Origin of the sequence: Sphingobacterium sp. G1-14 (assembly GCF_002196555.1) — a bacterium.
Taxonomy (GTDB): domain Bacteria; phylum Bacteroidota; class Bacteroidia; order Sphingobacteriales; family Sphingobacteriaceae; genus Sphingobacterium; species Sphingobacterium siyangense.
In genome coordinates this window covers 4007722-4021521 of the sequence record NZ_CP021381.1, presented here as the reverse complement: position 1 = coordinate 4021521, position 13800 = coordinate 4007722, and the positions used below count along the sequence as shown (strand labels likewise).

The window sequence follows — 13800 nt, the reverse complement described above, 5'->3', positions numbered from 1 at the left end:
TTATTTAATAATCTCCTTCTTAGGAAGTAAAATCTCGTCAATCATACCGAATTCTTTGGCTTCATTGGCTCTCATCCAGTAATCGCGATCTGAAGATTTTTCTACCCATTCGTAAGTTTGTCCAGAATGATCTGAAATAATGGTGTATAATTCTTCTTTCAATTTCATCATCTCACGTAAGTTGATTTCCATATCGGCAGCAACTCCTTGTGCACCACCGGAAGGTTGGTGAATCATGACGCGTGAGTGACGTAAGGCTGCACGTTTGCCTTTTGCACCAGCAACCAAAAGAACAGCTCCCATAGACGCAGCAATACCTGTACAGATCGTCGCTACATCTGGCGTGATATATTGCATAGTATCATAAATTCCTAGTCCAGCGTATACGCTTCCACCTGGTGAATTGATGTAGATTTGGATATCACGTTGTGCATCGGTAGATTGTAGGAACAAGAGCTGTGCCTGAATAATGTTGGCTACCTGATCATCAATACCGCTGCCTAAAAATATGATACGGTCCATCATCAAACGCGAAAACACATCCATTTGGGCAACGTTCAATTGACGTTCTTCAACGATGTAAGGTGTAAGGTTTGTCGGAATGCTTGTCTCTGTACGAGCAATGAAGCTATCAACATGTTGGCTTCCAATACGGTGATGCTTTACTGCATATTTTCTGAATTCGTTTTTATCTATATTCATCTTTTTATTTTTTCTATTCTGTAGGACTAATATAAAACTATATTTTAAAAATCAAATAAATTGAAAAGATGTTTTACATCTACTTTACATTTTTTCGGTGATCCCCTTTCAAGACTTGGGGGACACTGTATCTCCGGATTAATTCTTTATCTATTTCATGCATAGCTCCTTAGTCAATTTCGTTGTAGTTGGGGAGGTCTTCCAAAAATTCGTAAGACGCGTTGATAAAATCAATTTTACAATAGTAATGATTCATGCCATTGCTCACTAATAGGTATGGTATACGATGAACCGTATTATAATTTGCAATTTGCTCAAATACCTGTTGGGTGATTTTTATATGTGGCGCTTTAAACTCGGCTAACACGACCTTATGCCCGCTACTGTTGTAAATCAATAAATCACTTCGTTTCTGAAGGTTATTTAATTTCAATCCGCCTTCAATATGCATCAGTGATTTGGGGTAATTTTTCATGAGCGACAAATAATTGATCCAATGTTGTCTAACCCATTCCTCCGGTGTTAATACCAAGTCCTTTTTTCTGAGCTCATCAAAGATGTAAATCGAATTGTTCTTCTTGGATATTTTAGCTTTAAATGGCGGTAAGTTCAGTGGAGTCGGTGAAAACATACACAAATATACTAAAATATTAGCAAAAGAAATAAATTCGTCAAGTCCGAAGGATGGTGTTTTTTTGACTAGTCTGATTTTTTAGGCCGGGGGAAACCCGAGGTCTGTATTTATGATGCGATTACTTAACGAGATGGTGAAAGTTATGTTGCTAAATGTTCATGGCATTAAATCAATAGTTTAATGTAATCGCGATACATGAGTCAATTATAAAAGCGTAATTTTACGGAGTTACTCGGTTGAATTGCCATTAAAATCGTAATTTTGCTTCGCATAAAAAGCCCATGGTCGAACTCGAAAGACATTTTGATATGTGGTGACATGGGGGTATTTTAGCCTTCGCAGATGGCTTGGATACCGAAAACAAATCTGGGCAGCTGATCTATTGCGGACGAATAAATAGACTATATATATGAACATAAATCCGATCTTATCCGATATTAAGAACAGGTCTTTTAAACCAGTGTATTTATTGCAAGGGGAGGAGAGTTATTTCATTGATACCATTGCCGACGCTTTGGAAGCAACCGTATTGAATGATGCGCAGAAAGGCTTTGATCAATCCATTTTTTACGGAAAAGATATCGATATCTCTACGATTGTCAATGCAGCAAAGAGGTATCCTATGCTAAGTGACTATCAGGTGATTATTATCAAGGAGGCACAGGAGCTAAAATGGAAATCGGATACGGAAGAACTGTTAACTAAATACCTGGAACATCTTACACCGACAACCATTCTTGTGTTTTGTTTTAAACATGGGAAATTTGACAAACGCAAAAAGATCTATAAGGTCTTTGAAAAAAAAGGACTAGTTGTTGATGCTGCCAAACTATACGACGATAAGGTGGGCCCTTGGATCGGAGCTTATGTGAAAGATGCCGGCTGGCGCATTCATCCGCAAGCGACGATGATGATTGCGGACTATCTCGGTAATGATCTGTCCAAAGTGTCCAATGAACTTGACAAGCTGATGCTTAATGTTCCAAAGAGTCAAGAGATCAGCATGGAAGATGTTGAACGAAATATTGGTATCTCCAAAGATTATAATGTTTTTGAATTAAATACAGCATTGGCTAAACGTAATGCCCTAAAAGCTTATCAGATCGTTGATTATTTTGTGGCCAACCCCAAAAATAATCCGCTGGTAATGGTCATTGGACAAATTGCCACCTACTTCACGAAGATTCTCAAATACCATTATCTGATCGATAAATCGGTCGCAGCAAAAGAATTGGGGGTACATCCTTTCTTTCTGAAAGAATACGAGCTTGCTGCAAGAAATTACAACCGACGGAAAACTTTCGATGTGCTCAATGTGTTGAAGGAGACTGATTTAAAATCTAAAGGTGTCAATGTGCCGAGCAATTTCAATAGTGAAGAGATTTTAAAAGAAATGATCTATCGGATACTTAACTAATCCCATCCAACAGCAAGAACACCAGAAATGGTGTTTTTTTTACACAAATTTAATAATTAAACACTTGTTTAAATTAAACGTTTGTTTAACTTTGTCGCGCATTTAGCGAGAACGTATTTTATAATCGCTATGAATATGCGATTGTATCTTTAAAAGATCGAGGTTTAAAATGGAATTTAACGAGAAACAGATTGATATTTTGCTTGCAGCAGAGCGTCTTTTTGCAACAAAAGGATTTGATGGGACTTCCGTTCGTGATATCGCCAATGAGGCGAATGTGAATGTTGCGATGATCAACTATTATTTTGGATCAAAGGACAAGCTACTGGATACGTTTTTTGAATGGCGTGTTCCTGATTTTATGATCAATGTGGATGAGTTGGCGCTTGTCGATAATGCGTTGGATAAAATTGACGCTATGGTGGATAAATCGTTTAAGTCCATGAACTCGCATCGTAAACTGTATCATATCATCACCATTGAAAGTTCGTTAAAACAACGCATGCTGATCTCGGAGGCTTTTCGCAAACTCAAGCTGCACAATCTTGAAGTGATATCGTCTGTTATCAATGCGGGGGTAGAACAGGGTGTATTCAAAGCGGGTTATGATCCCATCTTGATCCACTCCATGATGATGGGCGTATTTATGAATTTTCAGATGAATCATTGTTTTTTACAGGATCAGTTGCATATCGATAACGATGAGGACTATGCAAATTATATAGAAACAACTTTAACAGAATTTATACAGAAAACAATTAAAGCTTTATTGACATATGAAAAATAAGTTGGCCAATTTGAGTGCTTTATTGCTTTTAAGTCCTATGGGTCTGTTGGCGCAAGACAACAAACACATGACTTTGGAAGAGATAATTCACTTGGCCGCAAATCAAAGCGTGGAAGCAAAGTCTACCGATACGAAGATATTGGGGAGACAGCTCGAAGTCGAAACTGCCAAATCGAAACAGCTTCCTGATGCAAAATTGAGTGGACAATACATGGCTATGACTACTCCAAATGTGAATTTAAAGTTGGCTTTAGGTGAGGGGGGCTCTGCTCCGGATATTGCTGCAAACCAATTGTGGTTGGGACAGGCTTCGGTGAGTATGCCAATCTATACAGGTGGACGTATTAAAGGTGGAATTAATATTGCAAAAGATGTATTAAAAGCCGAGGAATACAACGCTGTAGCAAGTAAAGAACAACTGGCTATACGTGCAGTGAATCTTTATTTAAGTCTTTATAAAGCTCAGCAAACCAACTTGTTGATTGCTGAAAATATCAAGCAGTCTGAGCAGCGTGTTTCGGATTTTAAAGCGATGCTTGACAATGGTTTGATCGCGCGTAACGACCTGTTAAAAGCAGAACTGCAGCTTTCAAATTATCAGGTTTCGCTTCAGGAAGCACAGAAAAATATCAAGGTGCTGAATTATCAATTGGCTAATTTTTTGAAAATTGATGCGGATACGCAGTTGGATCAGATCAATCTGGCTGAGGTGAACGGTGTTGATTTGGGTTTAAAAGCATCTTATGACGCTGCGAAAACCTCGCGTTCTGATGTGAAATCTTTGGAGTCACAACGGTTGGTTGCAGAGGACCAGTTGAAGGTAACAAAAGCATCTACATTGCCACAGGTTTCTGCAACGGCAGGTTACAATGCTTTTGGTTTGCAAAAAGTGGTTACCGTAACAAATGCGGCCATGGTCGGTGTAGGTGTATCCTACGACATCGGTTCACTTTATAAAAACAAAAGAGAAGTGAATGTTGCGAAAAATCATATCAGGGAAATTGATGAGCACATTGAATTATTAAACGATAAGGTGAAAGTGCAGGTTCAACAGGCCAATGAAAACTATATGCTGGCACAAAAGCAGGATGTGGTTTACCATCAGGCTGTGGATCAGGCAGTTGAAAATTATCGTATTACAAAAGATAAGTACGATAATGGTATCGCGGATACGGACGATTTGTTAACGGCCGACGTACAGCAGCTTCAAAGCAAGATCAATCTTGCGATCAGCAAAGCAAATACCATTGAAAAATATTACGACCTGCTGTTAGCAAATGGGTCTTTAAACATTAAATAGCAATTAATCTAGACATGGAAAATACAGTAGAAAACGCACCTGAAAAGAAAGGTACAAATAAAAAATTCACAATTATTTTGGCTGCATTGGTCATCTTCGGAGGAGCCTACGGTGCTTATAAATATATGCATGGTCAGGCGCATGAAACGACAGACGATGCGCAGGTAGAGAAAAACATGAGTCCGATCATTCCACGTGTTGGTGGGTTTATCTCGAAAGTGTACGTAAAAGATAATGATTTGGTAAAAAAAGGGGATACGTTGTTCACCATTGAGAGCCAAGATTATCAGGTTCGTGTGGATGAAGCGCTAGCAGCCTTGGCAGCAGCTCAAAGTAGCTTTGATGTTTCAAAGGCAGATGTATCTGCATCTTCGGCGAATGTAGCCATCTCGGATGCAACGATCCAATCTAATTTGGGCAGCATCGATGCAGCACGTATTCGTGCTAAGCAAGCGAATAATGATTATATCCGCTACCAAAACTTATACAACAATCAGTCAATTACGAAACAACAGTATGAGCAGGCATTAACAGCGAAATTGGAAGCTGACAAGCAGGTTGAAATTTTGCAACAACAACGTAACGCCAGTGCTTCACAACGTAATGCAGTCGTGAGTAAGACTACAGTAGCTTCAAAGCAAACTTCTGTTGCTGAGGCAAATATAAAAAGAGCGAATGCGCAACTTGAAGCGGCTAAATTGAACCTTTCTTATACTGCAGTACTTGCTTCTGTGGATGGCCAGGTATCGAATATCAAGGTACAACCAGGGCAGATGGTCAATCCAGGTCAATCTTTGTTCTACATTGTAGATAATATTGAAACTTGGGTCGTTGCTAACTTTAAGGAGACGCAATTGGAAAAAATAAAACCTGGACAAAAAGTCGGTATTAAAGTGGATGCTTATCCTGCTATTGAGTTTGAAGGCGAGGTAAACTCTTTCTCTCCAGCCACTGGTTCACGTTTCTCTTTATTGCCTCCAGATAATGCAACGGGTAACTTTGTAAAGACTGTTCAGCGTTTACCCGTAAAGATCAAATTGACAAAAGACAATAAAGCAGAAAATGTGGCTTTGCTCAGACCGGGCATGAATGCTGACGTAGATGTGCATGTTAAATAACTATGGAAAATTTAAATCAACAAGATAGTCTGGTTGAATATGGTTTTCGTCGCGTTGTAATCACGATTACAGCGGTGCTTTGTGCGCTGTTGGAAATTGTGGATACAACGATTGTCAATGTGGCCCTGAACGATATGAAAGGTTCATTGGGGGCGACGCTGACGGATGTCGCATGGGTTATCACAGCTTACGCAATTGCCAATGTAATTGTGATTCCGATGACCAGCTGGTTGTCCCAACAGTTTGGGCGTAGAAATTACTTTGCGGCTTCTATTATCATATTCACAGTATCTTCATTTTTGTGCGGTAATGCAACCAATATGTGGGAGCTTGTTGCATTTCGCTTTATACAAGGGATGGGTGGGGGAGCCTTACTGGTTACAGCCCAGACTATTATCACGGAAAGTTATCCCAAAGAAAAACGTAGTATGGCCCAAGCTATCTACGGGATGGGCGTCATTGTTGGTCCTACATTAGGGCCGCCGTTGGGTGGGTACATCATCGATAACTTCTCTTGGCCTTATATCTTTTATATCAATGTGCCGCTTGGCATTATTGCGACCTTGTTGACCTTATCTTTTGTACGCAGTCCTAAATACAGTCAAAAGCAGTCTGCTAGGGAAGTGGATTGGTTCGGTATGATATTTTTGATCATGTTTATTGGTTCACTTCAGTTTGTATTGGAACATGGACAACAGGATGACTGGTTTGACGATCCTTTGATTTTAGGCTTATCGATTTTGTCTGTCTTTGGATTACTGTTTTTTATATGGCGGGAATTGGTGTACGATAAACCGATTGTTAACCTGCGTGTATTGAAGGATAAGAATTTACAGGTGGGTGTGGTGATGAGCTTTATTCTTGGTTTTGGCTTGTTCGGATCGACCTTTATTATTCCCATCTATACGCAGTCGATATTGGGATGGACGGCAACAGATGCGGGTTTGCTCTTGTTACCGAGTTCGATTATGACCGGTATCATGATGCCTTTTATCGGTAAGATGATCCAAAATGGTGTTCCTCAGAAGTATATGGTTGCTTTAGGGCTATGTATCTTTTTTGGCTTTTGTTTTTGGATGTATAGCCTCATGACAAACGATACAGGTTCGGAGCATATGTTTTGGCCATTGATTCTCCGCGGAGTTGGCCTAGGATTGTTGTTTGTGCCTGTTATGACACTGTCTTTATCAACATTACATGGTAAGTCAATCGGTGAAGGAGCTGCTTTTACAGGGATGATGCGTCAATTGGGTGGTTCATTTGGAATTGCTTTGATTACGACATTTATCGCCCGTGATAGCCAAAAACATCGTGTTGATCTGGTAGCTAATTTGGATCCAAGTAAGTTTGATGTGCAACAACGGGTGCAGCAATTGCAGATGAGTTTTCAGGCGAAAGGTTTTTCACCTAATGAGGCTTTGGCCAAAGCGCATCAGATATTGGACATGAGTGTGATGAAACAAGCAACAGTGCTATCTTACATGGATGTGTTCCTGTACCTCGGGGTTGTCTTTCTGATTTGTGTCCCTTTTGTATTGATGATCAAACAAGGGAAAACACAGATCGATATGTCCAGTGTACATTAATATTGGATTCGTCTGCTGCGCTGTTATTATAGTGCACCATCAGTGAAGAATAATTTATCGTTCAATCAGAAGTCCTCAAAAGTGTTTAACTTTTTGAGGACTTTTTTTGTGCACGTTCTTTTGTGGTAGAAAATCACGTTGAGTTGGCGTTTCTTTTTGAGTTGGCGTTTGTTATTGTAGGGGCGTTAGAAAGCATACATTTTTGTCCATTGAAAAACCTGATTTAAAATTGATTGTTTAATAATAAAGAGTTTGGAAGAATTGATCTTTTGGCATCAGAAAAGTCGGTTCTTGTTGAATTGCGATTAAGGTAGATTTTTTGTCTTCAAAATAGCGGCTGCATGTATACAGAAAAACTTAATTTTTTGGCGTTTATCATTCCCTTATTTTTAATCTTGATGGTGTTGGAATATTGGTATAGCCTCAAAAAACAGAAACGTTTTTATTCTTTTGATGAATCGATCTCAAATCTCAATGTTGGTATCGTCGAGCGTATGTGTGATATGTTTTCTGTTAGTTTATTTTACTTTTTTTTCGTTTGGGTGTATCAAAACTTTGCGATATTTCACATTGAAGCGAATGTTTGGACCTGGGTTATACTTTTTCTATTTACAGATTTTCTTTGGTATTGGTATCATCGCTATAGCCATGAAATAAACTTGTTGTGGGCAGCTCATGTTGTACATCACCAAAGTGAAGATTATAACTTTACCGTAGCAGCCCGGATCACCATATTTCAAGCCGTTTTCCGTTCGTTATTTTGGGCTTTTATTCCCCTTTTGGGATTCCCTCCCTTTATGATGACCACTATTTTGTTGATCCATGGCGTATATCCATTTTTCTCCCATACGCAGACGGTAGGAAATTTGGGGATTTTGGAGCGTGTATTTGTAACGCCATCTCACCACCGGGTGCATCATAGCAGCAATGAAATCTATTTGGATAAAAATTATGGAGATATCCTGATTATTTGGGACAAGCTATTCGGAACATTTATCCCGGAACAAAAAGAAGAACCTTGTGTCTATGGACTCACAAAGCCCATTCATCGCTACACTTTTCTATGGCAGCATTTTCATTATTTATTTGAAATTGGTCTATCATTTAAGCGGGCCGAAGGATTTAAAAACAAAATGCGGACTATATTTGGTAGGCCTGACGATATACAGCCTGAAATTCGAGAAGAACTGGAAGAGCGCATATTTGCAGGAGCTAGGCCACAAGTTCATGCACAGGTATTAAGCCGCTATATCTTTTTTCAGTCCATGCTGACGATGCTCCTGCTTTTCTTTTTTTTGCTTTATGGTAATTATCAGCAACTCATACAACTCCTTATTGGCGGAGGATTTATTCTCTGTAGCGTCATTTGTATTGGGGGACTTCTAGAACATGAAGACTGGGTTTTTCCACTTGAGATGCTTCGGCTATTCTTATTACTACTGTATATCAGTCTAACTTTTTATTCAGCATTGGGGCTTGTTTTGGTAGGATGTTTCGCTTTGATTCAATTGATTTTTTATAAAACGTTAGCAGGTCACTATAAAAAAGTTTTGCGTCTTGAAAGATGTTGAAAAGTGCTTTCTGGAGAGCCATTCCCTCTAAATGATAGATGCGGTCAAATCTATGAAGTGTTACTGTCAATTATTGGTCTGCTGCTGTAACTAAGTCCGCAAATGATTGACAATAGGATCTGGCCATAATATCCCAGCTATATTGTTTTAGGGTATTTTGTTTAAATTGTAGGCTCAGGCTTTTATAATGGACTGGATTTGCTAAAATGGCTTGAAGTTGTTCGATCCATGCATTTTGGTTTTTGCTTGCCAGGAGCAGGCCATTGCAATTATGTGTTACGGCGCTTGTAATTCCTTCTAATTCGGCGGCCACAACAATGGTGCCTGCTGTAGAAGCCTCCAAACAGACGAGCCCAAAGCCTTCCATATCTCCGGGCACTTCAATATTGGGCATCAAGAAGGCCTGTGCGTTGGTCAAGAGGCTTTGCAGTTGTTCGAATGGGACTTTTCCAAGATGTTCAATTTTTTCGGGGTACGCTTTCAGTAATTTTCTGATCTCCCCCTGATCGGTCGGAAATCCGAGGAATAAGGTGATTAAATGATTTATCTTTTTGGGTATAAGCTGCAATAGGCGTTCTTTCCATGTAGGTTCGTGATCGAATGGACCTACCATCAGTAATTTGAAATCACCCTGGATAGCGGGAATGACATGTTTCATCAACCACGAGAAGCCCTTCCGTTTAACAGGGCGTCCCAAAGTGATAAAATAGGGCTTGCTTTGGCAGGCTGATTCATTGTTTGCAGTGGAGTGGTGTATCGGATCTACACCGTTGGGTATAACAATAATTTTGGATGGATCGATACCACGTAACTGGGCGGCGTCGGCGGTAGCTTGGCTAACCGCAATAAGCTGATCAAATGTATTAAACCGCGGTATGATCTTACGTTGAAAATAGCGAAAGGGAAATACAATATCCAGTCCGTGAAGCGTGGCAACTCGTTTTAAATGGGAATATCCTTTGTGAAAAGAGGCTAAAGACGCAATTAAACCATCATTAAAGTGAATAAGCTTGATGCCGGGGTTATCGTTAATTTTGGCTAGAATTCGGCGATTCAGCTGGAAGAAGAAAGCTAAAAGAGGTTCCCGGTTGTCATAGACTAAGGTGTGTACCTTCAAGTAAAGAGCCGCAGTATTGATCAGTTCAAAGCTTTGTTTTTCCATACCGCCAACACTTGGGGGATATTTGTGGCTGACAAATAGTATTTCTATTTCAGATGGATACATGTACTGGTTTCCTTTTGATGCATAGATAAAATATAAAACCCAACGCTACCCAGGTGAGCTGTCGGCCGCGACGTAATAATGAAGCACTGAGCCAAATACTACCCCCAGTAATACCGATCATATGGAGTAGGAGCTTATTGGCGATTTCTTCAATACCCAGTTGCCCTGGAATAAAAGCACCGATGCTTTTCAGCACAATGACACTCATATCTACTATTAAACCATGTATTGGTTGTACTGCAACACCCAAAAATTTTAGAATATAATAGAATTCAAGGCTGCCAATAATCCAATGTAGTGCAAAAAGTAAGTAAGAATACCAAAAAACCTTATTTTGATGCCGATAAAAGTCTTTTACGTTCCAAAGTAGTGACTGAAAATGCGCTATTGCTTTTCCAAAAAGTGTTGCTGTTGAAGCCTTGGTTTGCGAGGGACTTTTTGCAACCATTAACCAATAAAATATCAGGATCATCAAAAGGAACAAAAATAGACAGATAATATATATTACCGGGCCTGCGTAGCGTATAATTTCATTTTTTAAGGGAGAAAATACCAACCAAAGCATCGCAATCAAAAAGAGTGTCAATTGAGACAGTACGGCGGTAATACGGGATATTGCAACTGAATTCAATCCTTCTTTTAAGGGAATGTCATAACGGGTTATCAATTGTGCCTTTAATAAATCACCACCTATAATGCTTGTAGGGTTGAATAGTCCAACGGTTTCCCCGATTTGACGGATGGCAAAGAGTTCGATCAGATTGACCTTCTTTTTTGTGGAGCCCAAGCATATCCACCAAGCTAATGTGCCAACAAAATAGGCCGCGAAAGTCGTAAACAAAATAATTATAAAGCGATAACCAACTGAGGAGAGCTCTTTTTTCAAGGCATTTAAGTCGCTTTTCGCTAAAAAGACAGTGATGGACGCCAGAATCAAAAATAGAAAAATACCTTTGATGAGTTGGCTTGGGTTTGTTAGTTTGCCCATGCCAAATCGACTTCCTGTGTTTTGTCAATCAATAGTTCAATGTCATTAAAATAGCACCCAGATAGTCTATTCCAATCCAGTTGTCCGACATAGGATAGACCTTCATTGATGAGATTCTTTTTTAGGCTCACGTCAGAGAGAATTTTTTTGAGGTAGTAAACATATCCAGCTGCATTTTCAGGTTGACACTTAAATCCATTTTTCCCGTGCTGAATCAAGGAAGCCGAACCCCCACCATCGGCGATAACACAAGGAAGTCCGGATGCCAATGCTTCGACAACGACATTTCCGTACGTTTCTGAGACCGACGGGAAAACAAAGGCATCTGCCGAAGCATATAGAATTGCAAGCTCATCATGGCTTTTCTTTCCTAAGAAAATGGCATTAGGCATCTCTTGCATTGCAATTATTTTGGCTGTTCCTTCACCGACAACAATGAAATTATAGTCAAGATTCTGAGCTTGTATCTGTTGATAGATTTCAATAAGCGTTTTAATATTTTTTTCCCAGACGATACGACTGACAAAGAGGATTGTTGGTTTGTTATTCTTGGTGATAGTCTGCAGCTGAGATAGATTCTTTTTATTGGGATTAAACAAGGCTGTGTCTATTCCTCTTTGCCACAGTTTTAATCCTTCTTGTTGTAAGCCAATCTGCTGTAATTCGTTTAGAATAGAGTTGGTGGGTACATAGACAATATCACATTTGTTATAAAAGTTATTCATTGCTTTTTTCATCCATTGTTCAGTTGGCTTGACCAAGGGGAGTATGTTTTTGAAATAATAGGCAATGTATGAAATGAAGTGTGTATGATAGATCGTAAGGACAGGAATACCTTTCCGTTTGGCATAATTTAATGCAAAAAAACCTAAAAGCGAAGGCGTTGCAATATGGATCATGTCGGGAGCAAATTTATCTAAGGCGAGCTCAAGTTTCTTTTTAATAAGCTGTGGAATAGCGAGACAATAGTCGTCGTTGACCGGTATTTTGAATGTGGGTACCTTGTAAGAATGAAAATTGCGAAATTGCGTAGGGCCGCCACCATAAATAAAAAAATAGTTGAATTTCTGCTGGTCTATACGGTTTATTAGCTGAAACATTGTCCGTGATGCACCGTCGAAATCCTCGACGAGTATCTCTGTAAAGAAGGCTACCTTTCTCATGTTATTCTTATTAGGGGTTGTATAAAAATAGCTGAAAGCTGTAACTCCTATGCTATGCAGGTATTAACCTTTTGTCATTATAGTGTTTATAAATTATTAGTTTTTAATAATTTGTGCATAATTATTAAAAATAGAATTAATTGAATATGATAATAGAGCTAATGTTGGCGCAGTAGCTTTGGAGTGAACGAAATATTCAATCCATGCTATTAGATCTATTGTTCGAAAAAAAAATTAGACCTAAGGGTTTTCGAAAGATTGTCATCTTATTTATTTGTGCGTCTGCCGGTGTTATGTTGGGTTTTAAGTTGAAGCCAAAACAACAGCCAAAGCTCAGTAATGCTGTGTATGCAGCTATGCCGGAAGCGACTTACGGAAAGCTAAATTTGTTAACGTACAATATAGCTGGCCTTCCTGAATTGATTTCCAGTGCTGTAACCGAGCGGTCCTCCAGTATTACGTCGATCGGTAATCGGATCAATGGGTTTGATATTGTCAATGTGCAGGAAGATTTTAACTACAACAAGTTCCTCTACAGCGAAAATAAGCATAGCTACCGAACGGCAAATATGGGTGGGGTACCTTTTGGGGACGGGCTGAGTACACTTTCAAAATATCCGATTGTTGAGTTTGAGCGGGTAGGCTGGACTGATTGCAATGGTGCAGATTGTCTGACGCCTAAAGGCTTTTCTTATGCTCGAATTCAATTGGCCAAAGAGGTATTTATAGATGTTTATAATGTACATGCGACTGCTCAGGATGATCCGAATGCAACGATTGCCCGGCAGAAGAATATAAATCAGCTAAAAGCCTATATTAAAAAGTATTCGGCTGACAGACCACTTTTGATTATGGGTGACTTTAATGCACATTATGCTTACGAGCTGGATAACATCGGTTCTTTTCAGAAGGACTTAGGTTTGGTAGATGCATGGGTAAGTTTACGCAACAAAGGTAATATTCCTGGGCATCAAGTGAATTTTGAAGCGAAAACAGCATTGGAGTTGACAGAGGATTGTGAAGGTATTGATAAAATTTACTATCGCAATAACCATCATTTGCTATTTGAGGCAAAGAATTATCAGGTTCAAAAAAAGCTTTTTCAAAACGAAAAGGGCCAGGATTTATCCGACCATTGTGCGGTGTCCTTACAATTAGGTTGGCGTGTTGTCAAACCTTCGGTTCAGTAAAGTAAAACTTTCTCAATTCTTTCATATCAATCGCGATTAGCACTGAACCCCTCAGTGCTTTTTTATTGCGCATCAAAAAAGCCCCATAAAATGAATTATGGAGCCTTTATTAAATTGGG

At 39.3% G+C, this 13800-nt stretch carries 12 protein-coding genes; 7 read left to right on the top strand and 5 right to left on the bottom strand.

Annotated elements, in window-relative coordinates:
* The gene (clpP, locus tag CBM24_RS17365) at window positions 1-702 is read right to left on the bottom strand and encodes an ATP-dependent Clp endopeptidase proteolytic subunit ClpP (protein WP_046674530.1); all 702 of its coding nucleotides are present in this window, start codon (window positions 700-702) and stop codon (window positions 1-3) included.
* Between the two features lie 169 nt (window positions 703-871).
* Entirely contained in the window at window positions 872-1333 is a 462-nt protein-coding gene (locus tag CBM24_RS17360; protein WP_088162121.1) for a type I restriction enzyme HsdR N-terminal domain-containing protein, read from the bottom strand.
* Window positions 1334-1745: 412 nt separating this feature from the next.
* On the opposite strand from CBM24_RS17360, the gene holA reads away from it, so the two are divergent.
* The 6 genes from holA to CBM24_RS17330 all read left to right on the top strand — a co-directional run bounded on the left by holA (window position 1746) and on the right by CBM24_RS17330 (window position 9115).
* Window positions 1746-2753, top strand: coding sequence for a DNA polymerase III subunit delta (holA, locus tag CBM24_RS17355; RefSeq protein ID WP_088162120.1), 1008 nt, complete (start codon window positions 1746-1748; stop codon window positions 2751-2753).
* Window positions 2754-2922: 169 nt separating this feature from the next.
* Complete coding sequence (locus tag CBM24_RS17350; RefSeq protein ID WP_075993267.1) at window positions 2923-3540, top strand: TetR/AcrR family transcriptional regulator; 618 nt, start codon at window positions 2923-2925, stop codon at window positions 3538-3540.
* Window positions 3530-4840 (top strand): TolC family protein, encoded by a 1311-nt coding sequence (locus tag CBM24_RS17345; RefSeq protein WP_088162119.1) that lies wholly within the window; start codon window positions 3530-3532, stop codon window positions 4838-4840. The genes CBM24_RS17350 and CBM24_RS17345 overlap by 11 nt, the downstream gene beginning before the upstream one ends.
* A 14-nt stretch (window positions 4841-4854) precedes the next feature.
* Window positions 4855-5958: an HlyD family secretion protein gene (locus CBM24_RS17340; protein WP_088162118.1), complete on the top strand. Its 1104-nt coding sequence runs from the start codon at window positions 4855-4857 to the stop codon at window positions 5956-5958.
* A 2-nt stretch (window positions 5959-5960) separates the two neighbouring features.
* The gene (locus CBM24_RS17335; protein WP_088162117.1) at window positions 5961-7544 is read left to right on the top strand and encodes an MDR family MFS transporter; all 1584 of its coding nucleotides are present in this window, start codon (window positions 5961-5963) and stop codon (window positions 7542-7544) included.
* Window positions 7545-7885: 341 nt separating this feature from the next.
* Window positions 7886-9115, top strand: coding sequence for a sterol desaturase family protein (locus tag CBM24_RS17330; protein ID WP_198385933.1), 1230 nt, complete (start codon window positions 7886-7888; stop codon window positions 9113-9115).
* Between the two features lie 70 nt (window positions 9116-9185).
* Here CBM24_RS17330 and CBM24_RS17325 read toward each other — a convergent pair whose 3' ends face one another.
* The 3 genes from CBM24_RS17325 to CBM24_RS17315 are packed head-to-tail and all read right to left on the bottom strand — an operon-like array spanning window position 9186 to window position 12491.
* Entirely contained in the window at window positions 9186-10277 is a 1092-nt protein-coding gene (locus tag CBM24_RS17325; RefSeq protein ID WP_198385932.1) for a glycosyltransferase family 4 protein, read from the bottom strand.
* Between the two features lie 49 nt (window positions 10278-10326).
* On the bottom strand, window positions 10327-11328 hold the full coding sequence (locus CBM24_RS17320) for a lysylphosphatidylglycerol synthase transmembrane domain-containing protein (protein WP_088162115.1): 1002 nt from the start codon (window positions 11326-11328) through the stop codon (window positions 10327-10329).
* Window positions 11316-12491, bottom strand: coding sequence for a glycosyltransferase family 4 protein (locus CBM24_RS17315; protein ID WP_088162114.1), 1176 nt, complete (start codon window positions 12489-12491; stop codon window positions 11316-11318). The genes CBM24_RS17320 and CBM24_RS17315 overlap by 13 nt, the downstream gene beginning before the upstream one ends.
* Window positions 12492-12694: 203 nt before the next feature.
* Between CBM24_RS17315 and CBM24_RS17310 the strand changes: the two genes are divergently transcribed.
* Window positions 12695-13681: an endonuclease/exonuclease/phosphatase family protein gene (locus tag CBM24_RS17310; RefSeq protein WP_088162113.1), complete on the top strand. Its 987-nt coding sequence runs from the start codon at window positions 12695-12697 to the stop codon at window positions 13679-13681.
* The last annotated feature ends 119 nt before the right edge of the window (window positions 13682-13800 follow it).

Bases quoted from the DNA above. Each gene is read 5' to 3' on its own strand.
- CBM24_RS17320 (WP_088162115.1), bottom strand. From the start codon at position 11,328: ATGGGCAAACTAACAAACCCAAGCCAACTCATCAAAGGTATTTTTCTA.
- CBM24_RS17340 (WP_088162118.1), top strand. From the start codon at position 4,855: ATGGAAAATACAGTAGAAAACGCACCTGAAAAGAAAGGTACAAATAAA.
- CBM24_RS17350 (WP_075993267.1), top strand. From the start codon at position 2,923: ATGGAATTTAACGAGAAACAGATTGATATTTTGCTTGCAGCAGAGCGT.
- holA (WP_088162120.1), top strand. From the start codon at position 1,746: ATGAACATAAATCCGATCTTATCCGATATTAAGAACAGGTCTTTTAAA.
- CBM24_RS17330 (WP_198385933.1), top strand. From the start codon at position 7,886: ATGTATACAGAAAAACTTAATTTTTTGGCGTTTATCATTCCCTTATTT.
- CBM24_RS17345 (WP_088162119.1), top strand. From the start codon at position 3,530: ATGAAAAATAAGTTGGCCAATTTGAGTGCTTTATTGCTTTTAAGTCCT.
- CBM24_RS17325 (WP_198385932.1), bottom strand. From the start codon at position 10,277: ATGGAAAAACAAAGCTTTGAACTGATCAATACTGCGGCTCTTTACTTG.
- CBM24_RS17315 (WP_088162114.1), bottom strand. From the start codon at position 12,491: ATGAGAAAGGTAGCCTTCTTTACAGAGATACTCGTCGAGGATTTCGAC.
- CBM24_RS17310 (WP_088162113.1), top strand. From the start codon at position 12,695: ATGCTATTAGATCTATTGTTCGAAAAAAAAATTAGACCTAAGGGTTTT.
- CBM24_RS17360 (WP_088162121.1), bottom strand. From the start codon at position 1,333: ATGTTTTCACCGACTCCACTGAACTTACCGCCATTTAAAGCTAAAATA.
- CBM24_RS17335 (WP_088162117.1), top strand. From the start codon at position 5,961: ATGGAAAATTTAAATCAACAAGATAGTCTGGTTGAATATGGTTTTCGT.
- clpP (WP_046674530.1), bottom strand. From the start codon at position 702: ATGAATATAGATAAAAACGAATTCAGAAAATATGCAGTAAAGCATCAC.